This is a genomic window from Methylocystis suflitae (assembly GCF_024448135.1).
In the GTDB taxonomy this organism is placed as follows: domain Bacteria; phylum Pseudomonadota; class Alphaproteobacteria; order Rhizobiales; family Beijerinckiaceae; genus Methylocystis; species Methylocystis suflitae.
This window is the reverse complement of sequence record NZ_JAMRYX010000196.1, coordinates 1-13,876: the sequence shown is the minus strand read 5'-3', so window position 1 is coordinate 13,876 and position 13,876 is coordinate 1. Positions and strand designations below refer to the sequence as shown.

Genomic DNA, 13,876 nt, shown 5'->3' with positions numbered 1-13,876 from the left:
CAGCGCTTGCGAAAGGCGGCAACAGGAAAATACAGTCGAGTTCGGCGCGCATCGCGCGCCGTCTCGGCGTTCTTTCAAGCGCTGACTCCCCTATAGATTGGCGAACAGATTAATATAGGGCGAATAGCTGAAGACCCTATTTCTTGCTTGCCCTGTGATTTCAAACAATATCTGATTTTTGCAGAATTTTTCTACAAGAGAGTTTGCATTCGGGAAACTCACTTGTAGAAGTTCTTTTACACCATTCACACTTACTGTTGGATGCGAATAAAGATATTCTAGAAGCTTATTTGCATTCGCGGCCGTTCCTCCAAATTCGTTCATAATTATGTGTCTATGCTTTTCTCTCAGGTCGACGATTTCGCGCGCCGTATCCGTAGCTTGTCGGCCCACGTCCGCCACCCCTCTCAGGAAAAACTTAAGCCAGCCCTCCCAATCGCCGGAGACCCGCGTTCTTTGCAGTTTCTCGTAATATTCGCTCCGATGTTGCTTGAAATAATGAGATAGATAAAGGACGGGCTTCTGCAATATGTTTTGCTGGCAAAGAAAAAAAGTGATCAACAGCCGCCCGATGCGCCCATTGCCGTCAAGAAACGGATGGATGGTTTCGAATTGGGCGTGAGCCAGGCCGATCTTGATCAACGGCGGCAGCTCATCGCTCGCATGGAGAAATTTCTCCAATTCGCCCAATGCCGCCTCCGCCTCTTGATAAGGAGGAGGGATGAATGTCGCCGTTGAAAGCGTGCTGCCGGCCGGGCCGATCCAGTTTTGGCTGCGACGCAGTTCTCCCGGCTGAAGATTTCGTCCGCGGACCCCTTTGAGCAATTGCTGATGCAGTTCTTTGATCAATCGTATGGATAGGGGGATTTCTCGCAGTCTCGCCAGTCCGTAATTCATGGCGGCGACATAGTTCAAAACTTCGTCGACATCGTTTGGCGCTTCAGAATCGAATATCTTCGCCTCGGCTTTGAGAAGGTCGTTTATCGAGGCTTGCGTGCCTTCGATTTGGCTGGATAAGACCGCCTCCTTGCGCACATACATAAATGCGAACAGTTCCGGGTTGGGCAAAGTTTGAATGGAGCCGTCAAGCCGACCCAGGGCGCGATCGGCCTCGGACAGCAGCCATTGCATTTCGGAATCGATTTCCACGGGTGGATCGGGCGGCAAGGGCGCAGGTATGAAAGCTTTGTATCCGCTCGGCTGCAGGGCGTATTTTCCCGATCGATCGCTCAAATTAGTCACCCCAATTCCTGTTATGGAAAACCTTTAATATGATTCGATATAAGTTCCCATATTATCGTAGAGCGTTAATATGGAGGTCTTTGGGTCCCATATATTCGCCGGACAAATTTAAGGGCATGAGATCGCTCCATACTATCGCAGGCATTTAATAAGAACGTCTGATCAAGCCTGAACGTTACGGACTTTTGGTCTGGCCTCACTAAATTGCCGCGCTTCCCCTCGTCCTCTTGTCTTCGCGCTCTTTCCCTTGCGCCAATGTTAATGCATATTACATTGGTGTCGGCCCCGCTTTGGCGAACGGCCGTTGACCAACTGGAGCCCATCATGAGCTGCCATCGTTATTCTCGCATGTCGTCATCCGGAGAGGGCGGATCGCCCTCCTGGCATTGCGGGCGAATGTCCTGGAGGCCCTATGAGATCGCGGCGGTGATCCTTGGCTTTTTCATCTTTTGGCCGCTCGGCCTCGCCATTCTGGTCTGGAAGCTTTGGCAGCGCAGCCAGGGCTATGAAGGCGACTTCTTCGCCTTTGCCCAGGAGCAGGGCGCGCGGGTGAAGGAAGCCGTGAGCGGCGTCGCGAGAGAGGGATCGACCGCTTGGGGCGGCCCCTCCTTCATGCGCTCGACCGGCAATGTCGCCTTCGACGAATGGCGCGAAGGCGAACTCGCGCGTCTCGAGGAAGAGCGTCGCAAGGTCGCCGAAGCGGAGCGCGATTTCGCCGAGCATATCGACCAACTGCGCCGCGCGCGCGACCGCGAGGAGTTCGAATCCTTCATGCGCGGCCGCAAGAACGGCGAGGGCAAAGGCGCGTAAGGCCGGTTAGGCGCTGCGCTGAACACAAGAGGCGCAAATCGGCAATGTCCGATTTGCGCCTTGACGTTTTTGCGGCCGGCTTCGCGCGCGGCATCTATGATTCAGCAGACGGGCAGCGAGGCGCTCCCGGCCAGGAATTCGCCTCGCAGGCGCCTTCTCACTGAGGAACGACCGATCCTTGGCGCTTCAGAAGGCCTCCTCTGACGAATCCGGTCTTGCCATTGTAGGAGACGTGGCACCAGCCGCTGCCGAGTCCATGCGGGCAGCCAAGGACGTCGACCTTTTCGCCGCCGGGAATCGTCTCGATAACCCGTGAAAACATGCTCGCCCGCTTTTTCAGACTGGCGGCGTTGGTCGTCACGACCGGCGCGATGACGACCTCTGATCGCGAGGTCCCGAGCACAGGCGCATTCACCCATCCGGTCTTCGAACCATAGCGGACCTGGCACCAGCTGTGAGTCCACCCCTCGTTGCAGCTCAACACCTCTACATCGGCGCCGGCCGGGATCTGACCGATTTTTTTCCACGACATTCCTGGTCCGGCGCGCAGTTCGGCTGGACTTTGGGCGGGGGTCGCCTGGGCAATGTCCTGGGCAAGAAAAGCGACAAGGCCGACTGTCGCTGCAATGAGCATGTTTCGCATGACCAAATCTCCCAAATGAACGACAACGGACTTCTGTCTTCTCACGTTGCGCCGACATATCAGGCGAGCGGATGGAGGGCTTTACTGAGATCGTTTAGCGGGTCTTTCAGCAACGCTCCGACTCATTCGTTGTTCAGGAGACAAGAAAAAGCAAACCGCAGCGCTTGATGGTTTTTCAGTTGGGATAGACCTGAAGCTTTTCTAGAGGGGTTGCACAATATTTCGTTAGATAGAAGGACGCAGCCCCACAGCCGCAGCCTGTGTCTGCAACCTGACTGATCTGCTCAAAACGGATGTGAGCGCGCCGCGTCTTGGCGAAAGAAGAGTTTGAGTTCCGCCTCTACATTATCCGCCGCGGAGACGCCGCCGACGCATGCCAAGCTGGCGTTGGCGTTATCAAGAGGGGACGCGCGACAGCAGACTCGCGAGTAAATCGGCAATGTCCGATTTACGCCATGAGTGCGCCATGACGATGACGTGTTGCGCCTTTTCCGTTATATGTTGCGAACGTCCTTCGTCCGAGACGCTTGGCCTGAGCGTCATGCGCGTGCGTGTTCTCAATACTAAATTACGCTTGTGCCGAGGCGGGTCTTTCGAGCAACCTTCCTTGCCATATACGTCAACAGAAAGATCTGCAGCTTCAATGCGCCAGCCCACGCGTCCATTCATCACGGCATATAAAGGTCGGTCTCCCAAATCTCGGATTTCCAATCCCTGGAAGATCAAAGAGGCTGAAAATGCTGCCGGGAGCATATCTCTTAAGGACCCGAGCGCTGCGGCGGCCGTCGACGTCGAACGTGACGCCACATATTTGGCGGCTCTAGACGCGGCGGATGCGGTTTTCGGCGGCAGAGCAGCTGAACATTCCCAAATTCCGCCGGAGTCGAACGGCCATCGGGGGCGCGTGCTCCCGAACCTACTGGAAGCCGACGTCATAATCGATCCTCCGGCGAGAGGCGCATCAACTCGTACGCGTCGTGTGCGTCAGCCGGCCAAAGTTGCAAAGGCTGTTCCTGCGGAACCCAAGAAGGTGAAGCCGCAGCCAGCAGTGGCGCCCCCGAATCTCACGCTGCAGCGCGCGAAAGAACCGGAACCGGAAGTCATTCTCAAGACATCGTCGCGGGCGATCAGGACGATTCGAAGGAAATGGGTTTTGAAGACTGAACTCAAGGCCGGCGAATCATGGAAGCGGCGCTTGAGCAAATTTGCTCGCTGATCACGCCTCCCGCGCTACCGCGTCATGAGCAGCGCATCCGTGCGGCTTGCGCGGGCGCGTGGATCGCCCGCCACAGTCCCCAAATATCTGAGCATTAACTACAATTCTCGACCCTGAATTAACGGCCCGGCGCCCATCCTCGCGGCATGGTCCGCCGCGCCCATCACTCGCTGCTCGTGCTGGCGCTCGTCGCGGCGACGCTTTCCGCTTGCTCGATCGGGCAGAAGCCGCAGCGGCCGGCCTGGCGTACGCAGGCTGAAAACGCCTGTCTCGCGGAAAGACGCGTCAACCCTTCCGAATTCATCGCGCTCGCCCCCGAAGTCGACGGTCCGGGCATTTGCGGCCTCACCAGGCCGTTCAAGGTGACGGCGCTCCAGGGCGGGGCGGTTTCCTTCAACGCAACCGCCACCCTCGACTGCTCGATGGTCGCCGAACTCGACGCCTGGCTCGCCGACACCGTCCAGCCCGCCGCGCAGGCGCGCTTCGGACAGCAGGTGGTTCAGATCAATTCGATGGGCTCTTACGCTTGCCGCGGCATGAACAATCAACGCGGCGCGCAGCTTTCCGAACATTCCTTCGGCAATGCGCTGGACATTGGCGGCTTCGTGCTCGCCGACGGCCGCGAGATCACGCTCGTGCGCGACTGGCGCCACGGCGACGAACAGACGCGCGCCTTCCTGATGGACGTGCATCGCGGCTCATGCGGGCATTTCTCGACGGTGCTGTCGCCGGGCTCCAACGCCTTCCACTACAACCATATTCACGTCGATCTGGCGCTGCACGGCCGCTCGGGACGCAGCATCTGCAAGCCCGAGCCGCAAGAGACGCTGCCGCCGCCCGACTCGTCGCCGCTGATCGCTCAGGGGCGGCGCGCGGCGCCTGCGCCGGACGACGAGACCGACAATGACACGACGGGCAAGCCGCCGCTCGCCGCCTTCGAAGGGCCTGGAGTTGGCGCGCGGGACGGGTTTGGAGCCGTCGCTGGACCGGAGGCCTATGCGCCGCCTCCACCGCCGCCGCTGCCGCCGCGCCGCGACGGCATCGGCCAGCTCATCGAAGACATGGATCAGACGTCGAGCATCGGCCGCGGGCGACGACTATAGGTCTTCCAGCTTCAGCGCTTGCTCGCGCCCATATTCACCAGTCGCAGGACGAGCCAAGCTGGGACGACAAAGACGGCGCCGGCGAGCACATAGCTGACCAGCTCCCGCACCGCGCCGAAACCCAGCTGATAGATGCGGTCGAAGAAGGCCTGGACGCCGCGAAAAATGTCGATCGGCCGCAGTTCCAGCCACATCAGCAGGGCGCCCACGACCAGCGAAATGACGAGCAATCGCGCGAAAGTATTGAGCGGCGAGCCGCCGAGGAAATTTTCAAGCGTGTTGTTCGACGCCATCTGGTTGGTTTCCTGTGATATTTTGTCACAACTCGGCAGGAGCAGCACGTCGCGCCGGGCCTCCGGCCGCTCAGGCCGGCGCGGCTTGTCGAGATGCGGCCAATTGGCGAAAGGTCCCTGATCAGCCATTGGGGCGCTCCTGCGGATGCATCTTCCCTCTGGCCCTCACAGAGCGCCTCCGGGCGACGTCTCTTCGCGGAAGAGGCGCATTATGCGGCGCAGAAAACGCTCGGTAAAGGAGAGCGCGCGCTCGAATTCCTCTTCGCTTGGCGCCATGTTGGGCCTTGCCGTGGGCGGGACGGGCGCGGCCTCGGCGCGCGCTTTGAGCGCGGCGTTCTCCTTGCGCAGACGGTCGATCTCCGCCTCAAACGCGGCGCGCTCCTCGGCGCCGAGCCGACAGGCCGTGACGCCGTCCTTCACCGAACAATACGACAGGGCGCCGGTCTCTTTATTCAGCCGGACATAGCCGCCTTCGGCGGGGGTCAGCGTGAAGCGTTCGCTGTCGGGCGCGATGATCGGCGGCGGCGTTTCGGCGACCGCCGGCGCGCTCAAAGACGCGGCCAGGACAATCGCGAGGAAGAGGTGGCGTGCTTTGCCCATGGTCGCCGCTCTTAAGGGGAAGCTTGATCGCACATGGGCGTTTGTCGTTCCCGCGTCAATGGCGGCCGCGCGCATCGGCCGCGCTTGAATGGCGCGGCCGGTCCGGTCATATAGCTGTGGCCGGAGCGCTTCATGGGCTCCGGCCGAAGAGGCGCCAACAGGGCTTCAGTGACATGTCGCGTCCGCCGCTCAATTCGCCGTTTCTGCTCGGCTTTGATGAGATCGAACGGGCGCTCGACCGCGTCGCCCGCACCGCTTCCGACGGCTACCCGCCCTATAATATCGAGCGCATTCCGCGCGTCGAGAGCGCGCCGGAGCGGCTTCGGATCACCCTCGCCGTCGCGGGCTTCACCCGCGACCAGCTCGACGTCTCGCTCGAAGAGAATCAGCTCGTCATTCGCGGGCGCCAAACAGAGGATCGAGAGCGCCATTTCCTGCATCGCGGCATCGCCGCGCGGCAGTTTCAGCGCGCCTTTCTCCTGGCCGAAGGGATGCAGGTGCTCGGCGCCGATCTCGTCAACGGACTGCTCTCCATCGATCTGGCGCGGCCCGAGCCGGAGCGGGTCGTCAAGAAGATCGACATCGCGGCCCGCGACTGAGCGCTTCCCGATCATAGGAATGACGTGATCGATAAGGAATTGCTCAAAATCAAAAATGGTGGAGCAGGATCTTATCGACGCCCAGGCGACAAATGCCGTCGTGTCGACCGCTTGCCGACGCCATTTGCTTGAGAGCCTGCGCAGAAAGCCCTATCAGGTGTCATGTTCGAGCTAGCCGTCGCGCTTGTATTGATAGTCATCAACGGGATTTTCTCGTTGTCCGAACTCGCCATCGTTTCGTCGCGCAAAGTGCGGCTGAAGACTTTGGCCGCCGAAGGTCGCCGCGGCGCCGCCGCCGCCCTTGCGCTGGCGGAAGATCCGGGTCGCTTCCTCTCCACCGTTCAGATCGGGATCACGCTCGTCGGAATCCTCGCGGGCGCCTTTTCCGGCGCCGCGCTTGGTCAGCGGCTTTCGCAAGAGTTGCGTGCGCTTGGTCTCTCGGAACCTGCGGCGGACTGGATCGGCTATGGCGGCGTCATCGGCTTCATCACCTATCTTTCCGTCGTGATCGGCGAATTGCTGCCCAAGAACATCGCGCTGCGCCATGCGGAAGCCATCGCCTGCCGCATGGCGGCGCCGATGACGTTGCTTTCCACTCTGGGCACGCCGGTGGTCTGGCTGCTCGATGAGTCGACGAAGCTCATCTTGCTGTTCGTCGGCCAGGCGAGTGAACTCCAGTCCTCGGTCACCGACGAGGAAATCAAGACCTTCGTCGCCGAGGCGCATTCGGCGGGGGCGATCGAGGCCGACGAACAGCAGATGATCGCGGGCGTGTTGCGGCTGGGCGACCGCGCCGCGCGTGCGCTGATGACCCCGCGCACGGAGGTGGACTGGCTCAATCTCGGCGAGCCGGAGAACATTCTGCGCGGGAGGCTCATCGAGACCTCCCATGCGCGTCTGCCGGTCAGCCGGGGCGATATGGACGACATGATCGGCGTCCTGCTGATCCGAGACCTGCTAGGGCCCGCGCTACGCGGCGAGCCGCTCGACCTCGAAGCCCATGTTCGCTCGGCGCCGGTCGTGCCCGATTCGATCGACGCGCTCGACGCGCTGAATGTTTTGCGCGAAGCCGAGACGCCGATGGCGCTCGTGCACGACGAATATGGCCATTTCGAAGGCGTGGTGACGCCGGCCGATATTCTCGACGCCATCGCCGGCGCGTTCAGGTCCGACGAGGGGCATGAGGAGCCCGAGGCGCTTCAGCGCGAAGACGGCAGCTGGCTGCTCGCCGGCTGGATGCCGGTCGACGAAATGGCCGAGCTCTTGCACGTTGCGCTCCCCGAGAACAGGAGCTTTGAAACGGTGGCCGGCCTTGTCCTCGACGGGCTCATCCGGTTTCCGACTCTGGGCGAAACGGTGGAGAAGCTCGGATGGCGCTTTGAGGTCATCGACCTTGACGGACGCCGACTCGACAAGGTGCTCGCGTCAAAGCTCACCGCCGAGAGCCACAACGGCGCACAGCAGAGAAGCTAACGGATGCGTTGCGCTTAATTTGGGCCGGGCTGCAGGCGCGCCGGCGGCGCGCCTCTGTTGTGGGAGGGTTAGTGCAGGCTCACCATCTGGAGATGGTTTTCACGGGCGTTGCCGATGCAGCCTTCTTCCGAATCCGCAAGCACGATCGGCGCGCCATCCGCACCGAAAAGCGCAAAGATCGTCAGCCCTGGCGCGATCTGCGGCGCCTGCGGGTAAAGCCGGTTGACGTCTTCCGAGCGCATCGACCGCACATAAGCGATGAGGCCATCGCCAAGATGCGCGAACTGCTCCGGCGTCAGCGGAGACTCTCTGGTTTCGGTGGCGGTTTTCATTTCCATCTCTACCTCCATGGCGGTCCTTTCGCCCCGCCGACGGCGCCCTTAGGCGGCGCGCCGTCTGAAAATAGATGTGTAGCCTTTGGAGATTTTGAAGGGGTCGCGGCTACAGGCCGAGCGCCAGCCGTGCAGGATCTTCGAGCAACTCTTTGACGCGCACCAGGAAAGTCACGGCCTCCTTCCCGTCGACGACACGGTGATCGTAGGAAAGCGCCAGATACATCATCGGCCGCGCTTCGATCTTGCCGTCGACGACCACAGCGCGCTCCTGAATCTTGTGCATGCCGAGAATGCCCGATTGCGGCGCATTCAGGATCGGCGTGGACATCAGCGAACCATAGACGCCGCCATTGGAAATCGTGAAGGTGCCGCCCTGCAGATCGGCGATGTCGAGCGCGCTCTCGCGCGCTTTGCGGCCGAGTTCGGCGATGGTTTTTTCGATCTCGGCGAGCGACAGACGCTCTGCATCGCGCACCACCGGCACGACGAGTCCCTTCTCCGTGCCGACGGCGACGCCGATGTGGCAGAAGCGCTTGTAGATAATGTCCGTCCCGTCGATCTCCGCATTGACGGCGGGGATCTCCTCCAGCGCCTGGCAACAGGCCTTCACGAAGAAGCCCATGAAGCCAAGCTTCACGCCGTGCCGCTTCTCGAACGCCTCCTTGTAGCGTTTGCGCAAGTCGATGAGCGCCGACATGTCGACTTCGTTGAACGTCGTCAGCATGGCGGCGGTGTTTTGCGCTTCTTTCAGCCGGCGGGCGATCGTCTGACGCAAGCGCGTCATCTTCACCCGCTCTTCGCGGCGGGCGTCTTCCTGCGGGATGGGAACGCGGGGCGCCGGCGCCTCGACACGCGCTTCCTGCGCCGGAAGCTCCGGGACGCGGCCTTCCTGCGCGGGCTGCGGGGCAGCCGCCTGACGCGCGGCGAATTGAACGACGTCGGACTTCAGCGCCTGACCGCGCTTGCCGCTGCCGGGAACCTGAGCGATGTCGATCCCCTGCTCGACGGCGATCTTGGCGGCGGAGGGCGCCGGCGGCATCGTCGTCGCGGCCGTCGCCGAAGCGGATTTGGGCGCAGGCGCTGCGGGGGCCGGCGCCGGTTTCGGCGCGGGGCCTTTGCCGGCGGTCTCGCCGCTCTTCGCCGGCGCCGCGGCGCCCTCGGCGATCTGTCCGAGCAGCGCGCCAGGAGCGACAGTTTCGCCCTCCTTGGCGACGATCTCGGCGAGCACGCCGGCGGCGGGGGCGTTGACTTCGAGCGTCACTTTGTCGGTCTCGAGCTCGGCGAGCGCCTCATCCGCGCGCACCGCGTCGCCCGCCTTCTTGAACCAGCGGCCGATGGTCGCTTCAGTCACCGATTCGCCCAAGGTCGGGACACGAATTTCAGCCATCGGCTCTCTCTTTGCTGGCGTCGCGTGCTAAGGCGCGAACGCCTCCTCCAAAAACGTCTTCAACTGCGCGAGATGGCGCGACATCGTGCCCGCCGCGGTCGAGGCCGAAGCGGGGCGTCCGACATAGCGCGCGCGCTTCGACTTGCCGCCGATCTGCGTCAGCACCCATTCGAGATAGGAATCGACGAAGGACCAGGCGCCCATGTTCTTGGGCTCTTCCTGGCACCACACGACGTCGGCGTTCTTGAAGCGCCCGAGCGCCGCGACGAGGCCTTTGAGCGGAAAAGGATAGAGCTGCTCGACCCGCAGCAGATACACGTCGTCGACGCCGCGTTTCTCGCGTTCGTCCAGAAGATCGTAATAGACCTTGCCGGAACACAAAATGACCCGGCGAATGTTTTCGTCGGCTTTGAGGACGAACGTCTCCGTCGGCGCCGTCTCGGCGTCGTCGAGGAGCAGCCGCTGAAAGCTTGAGGCCATGCCCATCTCGCCGAGCCGCGAGACGGCGCGCTTGTGTCGCAGCAGCGATTTCGGCGTCATCAGCACCAGCGGCTTGCGGAAGCTTCTGTGCAGCTGACGGCGAAGGATATGGAAGTAGTTCGCGGGCGTCGTGCAATTGGCCACCTGCATATTGTCTTCGGCGCACAGCTGCAGATAGCGCTCGAGCCGCGCGGAGGAATGTTCCGGACCCTGGCCTTCGTAGCCATGCGGCAAGAGGCAGACGAGTCCCGACATGCGCAGCCACTTGCGCTCGGCCGATGAAATGAACTGGTCGAAGACGACCTGCGCGCCATTGGCGAAATCGCCGAATTGCGCCTCCCACAACACCAGCGCGTCGGGCTCGGCCAGCGAATAGCCATATTCGAAGCCGAGCACCGCCTCCTCAGAAAGCATCGAATTGACGACTTCGTAGCGGCCCTGGCCTTCGGCGATGTGATTGAAGGGCAGATAACGGGCTTCGTTCTCCTGATCGATGAGCACGCTGTGACGTTGCGAAAAGGTGCCGCGCTCGCTGTCCTGCCCCGAGAGCCGCACATTGTAGCCTTCATAGAGCAGCGAACTGATCGCCAGCGCTTCGGCCGTCGCCCAGTCGATCGGCCCGCCATGTTCGATGGCCGCCTTCCGATTGTCGAGAAAACGCTGGATCGTGCGGTGGGCGTGAAAATCGGGCGGCGTCGAGGTGATCTCGGCGCCGATGTGCTGCAGCGTCTCGAGCGCCACGCCGGTCTGTCCGCGACGTTCGTTTTCCGAGAGTTGCCAGCCCGATTTTTTTCCCGCCCAGCGGCCGTCGAGCCAATCCGCCTTGTTGGGCTTGTAGCTCTGGCCCGCTTCGAACTCTGCGTTCAGCCGGGTGCGCCAGTCCTCCTTCATGCGATCGACGTCTTCGCGAGTCGTGACGCCTTCCGCGATCAGGCGGTCCGCATAGATATCGAGCGCCGTTCGATGCGCCCGGATCTTCTTATACATCAGCGGCTGGGTGAATCCCGGCTCGTCGCCCTCATTATGGCCGAAGCGGCGATAGCACCACATGTCGATGACGACGGGCTTTTGGAACTGCTGACGGAATTCGGCGGCGACGCGCGCGGCGAAGACGACCGCCTCCGGGTCGTCGCCATTCACGTGAAGAATCGGCGCCTCGACCATCTTCGCGACGTCGGACGGATAGGGCGAGGACCGCGAGTAGCGCGGATAGGTGGTGAAGCCGATCTGATTGTTGATGATGAAGTGGATCGAGCCGCCGGTGCGATGCCCCTTCAATCCGGAAAGGCCGAAACATTCCGCGACGACGCCCTGGCCGGCGAAGGCCGCGTCGCCGTGGATGAGGAGCGGCATCACCGAGCGGCGATCGCCGTCGGCGCAATGATGCTGGTCCTGCTTGGCGCGCACTTTGCCGAGCACGACCGGATCGACGATCTCAAGATGCGACGGATTGGCGGTGAGCGAGAGATGCACCTTGTTGTCGTCGAACACGCGATCCGATGACGCGCCGAGGTGATATTTGACGTCGCCGGAGCCTTCGACTTCATCCGGCAGGAAGGAGCCGCCCTTGAATTCGTGAAACAGCGCGCGATGCGGCTTCGCCATCACCTGCGAAAGCAAGTTGAGACGGCCGCGGTGCGCCATGCCGAGCACGATTTCCTGGACGCCGAGCGCGCCGCCGCGCTTGATGATCTGCTCCAGCGCCGGAACAATGGATTCGGCGCCGTCGAGGCCAAAGCGCTTGGTGCCGGTGTATTTGACGTCGAGGAACTTTTCGAAACCTTCCGCCTCGACGAGCTTGTTCAGGATCGCGCGCTTGCCTTCCGGCGTGAAGACGATCTCCTTCTTCGGCCCTTCGATGCGCGCCTGCAGCCAGGCCTTCTCCTCCGGATTGGAGATATGCATGAATTCGAAGCCGATCGTCCCGCAATAGGTGCGGCGCAGGATCGTCACCATTTCAAAGAGCGTGGCGTATCGCATCCCCAACACGCCATCGAGGAAGATTTTGCGCTCGTAGTCCTCGTCGGTGAAACCGTAGGTCTGCGGATTGAGCTCGCCGTGATCGTAGCGCTGCTCCAGTCCCAGCGGATCGAGATTGGCGTGCAGATGGCCGCGCATGCGATAGGCGCGGATCATCATCAGGGCGCGGACGGAGTCGCGCGTCGCCCGCAACACGTCCTCGCCGCCGGGCGCCGGCGCGGGGACAGGAGCAACTGGCGATTTCATAGGCGCCGGCGCCTCGCCGACGATCGCGTTCACCCATTCGCCGTTTTGCGGCTGCGGCCAGTCGCGCCGCGCCCAGCTCGGGCCGTCGGCGACGGCCGTCTCCTGTGGTCGCAGGCCCATCTCAGCAAAAAAACTGCGCCAGTCGGCGCTCACCGAGGAGGGATCGGCCTCATAGGCCGCAAGCAGGCTCTCGAGATAGGCGGCGTTCGCGCCCTGCAGAAAGGATGTCGACGCGAGAAAGTCATTTTGCGGCGAGCGCGCGCCCACGGGCGCGGCGGGTCCGGCGCCGCCATTGGTTTCAAAACGCGCCATCTCAATCTTTCCCAAAAGCGCCGGCGCTCAAAGCCGCCGACGACTTTCGAAGCGATGAGCGGGCCAGCGCTAGCCCTTCAGCGCTTCGACCAAGGTCTTTCCCAGCCTTGCAGGCGAGGGCGACACTTTGATGCCCGCCGACTCCATGGCTGCGATTTTACTTTCGGCGTCGCCTTTGCCGCCCGAGACGATCGCGCCCGCATGACCCATGCGGCGGCCGGGAGGCGCGGTGCGGCCCGCAATGAACCCGACCACCGGCTTCTTGCGGCCGCGCTTAGCTTCGTCTTTCAAGAATTGGGCCGCGTCTTCCTCCGCCGCCCCGCCGATCTCGCCGATCATAATGATGGACTTAGTTGCCTCGTCTGCGAGAAACAACTCCAGCACTTCAATAAAATCCGTGCCTTTGACGGGATCGCCGCCGATGCCGACGGCTGTCGTCTGACCTAAGCCTTCGCGCGTCGTCTGGAACACGGCCTCATAGGTGAGGGTGCCGGAGCGCGACACGACGCCGACCGAGCCGGGCGAGAAAATATTGCCGGGCATGATGCCGATCTTGCTCTCGCCGGCGGTGACGACGCCCGGGCAGTTGGGGCCGATGAGGCGGGACTTCGAGCCGCAAAGCGCGCGTTTGACGCGGATCATGTCCTGAACCGGAACGCCCTCGGTGATGCAGACGATCAGCGGGATCTCCGCCTCGATCGCCTCGCAGATGGCGTCGGCGGCGCCCGGCGGGGGCACATAGACCACGGAGGCGTCGGCACCGGTCTTTTCGCGCGCCTCGAGGACCGTGTCGAAGACCGGAAGATCGAGATGGATCGAGCCGCCTTTGCCGGGCGAGACGCCGCCGACCATTTTGGTGCCGTAGTCGAGCGCCTGGACGGAGTGGAAGGTGGCGGTCTTGCCGGTGAAGCCTTGAGTGATGACTTTGGTGTTCTTGTCGATCAGCACGGACATGAAGCGCAAATCCCGAGAGCAAGCGAAAACGGCGCGCGCGCCTTTGAATGAAGCGAAAAACCGGAGCCGCCGCCCGTCGTCGCCCGCGCGGAACCTATTGACAAAAGCTCAGCCGCACAAGGCGGCGAAAGCCCCTGCGACAGGGGGCCGCGTCGCGTTCTCGCCGTCTGTTTTGGCGCGGAGAGTCTTTACGTTGGATGAAC

Annotated in this window: 13 protein-coding genes; 5 read left to right on the top strand and 8 right to left on the bottom strand. The window is 62.1% G+C overall.

Annotated features, from left to right (window positions below; genetic code table 11):
* Positions 1-90 precede the first annotated feature (90 nt).
* Entirely contained in the window at positions 91-1,242 is a 1,152-nt protein-coding gene (locus tag NEI07_RS14970) for a Fic family protein (RefSeq protein WP_256035617.1), read from the bottom strand.
* Positions 1,243-1,638: 396 nt separating this feature from the next.
* Between NEI07_RS14970 and NEI07_RS14965 the strand changes: the two genes are divergently transcribed.
* Positions 1,639-2,052 (top strand): DUF2852 domain-containing protein, encoded by a 414-nt coding sequence (locus tag NEI07_RS14965; protein ID WP_256035614.1) that lies wholly within the window; start codon positions 1,639-1,641, stop codon positions 2,050-2,052.
* Between the two features lie 157 nt (positions 2,053-2,209).
* Here the strand turns inward: NEI07_RS14965 and NEI07_RS14960 are convergent, their stop codons facing one another.
* Complete coding sequence (locus NEI07_RS14960) at positions 2,210-2,695, bottom strand: SH3 domain-containing protein (RefSeq protein ID WP_256035612.1); 486 nt, start codon at positions 2,693-2,695, stop codon at positions 2,210-2,212.
* A 439-nt stretch (positions 2,696-3,134) separates the two neighbouring features.
* On the opposite strand from NEI07_RS14960, the gene NEI07_RS14955 reads away from it, so the two are divergent.
* Together NEI07_RS14955 and NEI07_RS14950 are read left to right on the top strand one after the other, a co-directional pair.
* A complete protein-coding gene (locus tag NEI07_RS14955; RefSeq protein ID WP_256035610.1) occupies positions 3,135-3,911 on the top strand; it encodes a hypothetical protein in 777 nt (258 codons plus the stop codon).
* Between the two features lie 146 nt (positions 3,912-4,057).
* Positions 4,058-5,014, top strand: a complete 957-nt coding sequence (locus NEI07_RS14950; RefSeq protein ID WP_256035608.1) for an extensin-like domain-containing protein — start codon at positions 4,058-4,060, stop codon at positions 5,012-5,014.
* An 11-nt stretch (positions 5,015-5,025) separates the two neighbouring features.
* Here NEI07_RS14950 and NEI07_RS14945 read toward each other — a convergent pair whose 3' ends face one another.
* The gene (locus tag NEI07_RS14945; RefSeq protein ID WP_256035607.1) at positions 5,026-5,436 is read right to left on the bottom strand and encodes a DUF6460 domain-containing protein; all 411 of its coding nucleotides are present in this window, start codon (positions 5,434-5,436) and stop codon (positions 5,026-5,028) included.
* 36 nt (positions 5,437-5,472) lie between these two features.
* Positions 5,473-5,907 (bottom strand): hypothetical protein, encoded by a 435-nt coding sequence (locus NEI07_RS14940; RefSeq protein WP_256035605.1) that lies wholly within the window; start codon positions 5,905-5,907, stop codon positions 5,473-5,475.
* A 173-nt stretch (positions 5,908-6,080) separates the two neighbouring features.
* On the opposite strand from NEI07_RS14940, the gene NEI07_RS14935 reads away from it, so the two are divergent.
* Positions 6,081-6,506: an Hsp20 family protein gene (locus NEI07_RS14935; RefSeq protein ID WP_256035604.1), complete on the top strand. Its 426-nt coding sequence runs from the start codon at positions 6,081-6,083 to the stop codon at positions 6,504-6,506.
* Between the two features lie 162 nt (positions 6,507-6,668).
* Complete coding sequence (locus NEI07_RS14930) at positions 6,669-7,979, top strand: hemolysin family protein (RefSeq protein WP_256035602.1); 1,311 nt, start codon at positions 6,669-6,671, stop codon at positions 7,977-7,979.
* Between the two features lie 68 nt (positions 7,980-8,047).
* On the opposite strand, the gene NEI07_RS14925 is transcribed toward NEI07_RS14930, so the two are convergent.
* The 4 genes from NEI07_RS14925 to sucD form a co-directional block, all read right to left on the bottom strand.
* Positions 8,048-8,317 (bottom strand): BQ00720 family protein, encoded by a 270-nt coding sequence (locus NEI07_RS14925; protein WP_196391850.1) that lies wholly within the window; start codon positions 8,315-8,317, stop codon positions 8,048-8,050.
* 103 nt (positions 8,318-8,420) lie between these two features.
* A complete protein-coding gene (gene odhB, locus NEI07_RS14920; RefSeq protein ID WP_256035601.1) occupies positions 8,421-9,701 on the bottom strand; it encodes a 2-oxoglutarate dehydrogenase complex dihydrolipoyllysine-residue succinyltransferase in 1,281 nt (426 codons plus the stop codon).
* A 27-nt stretch (positions 9,702-9,728) separates the two neighbouring features.
* Positions 9,729-12,719 (bottom strand): 2-oxoglutarate dehydrogenase E1 component, encoded by a 2,991-nt coding sequence (locus NEI07_RS14915; RefSeq protein WP_256035600.1) that lies wholly within the window; start codon positions 12,717-12,719, stop codon positions 9,729-9,731.
* A gap of 69 nt (positions 12,720-12,788) precedes the next feature.
* A complete protein-coding gene (gene sucD, locus NEI07_RS14910; RefSeq protein ID WP_175093938.1) occupies positions 12,789-13,673 on the bottom strand; it encodes a succinate--CoA ligase subunit alpha in 885 nt (294 codons plus the stop codon).
* Between the last annotated feature and the right edge of the window lie 203 nt (positions 13,674-13,876).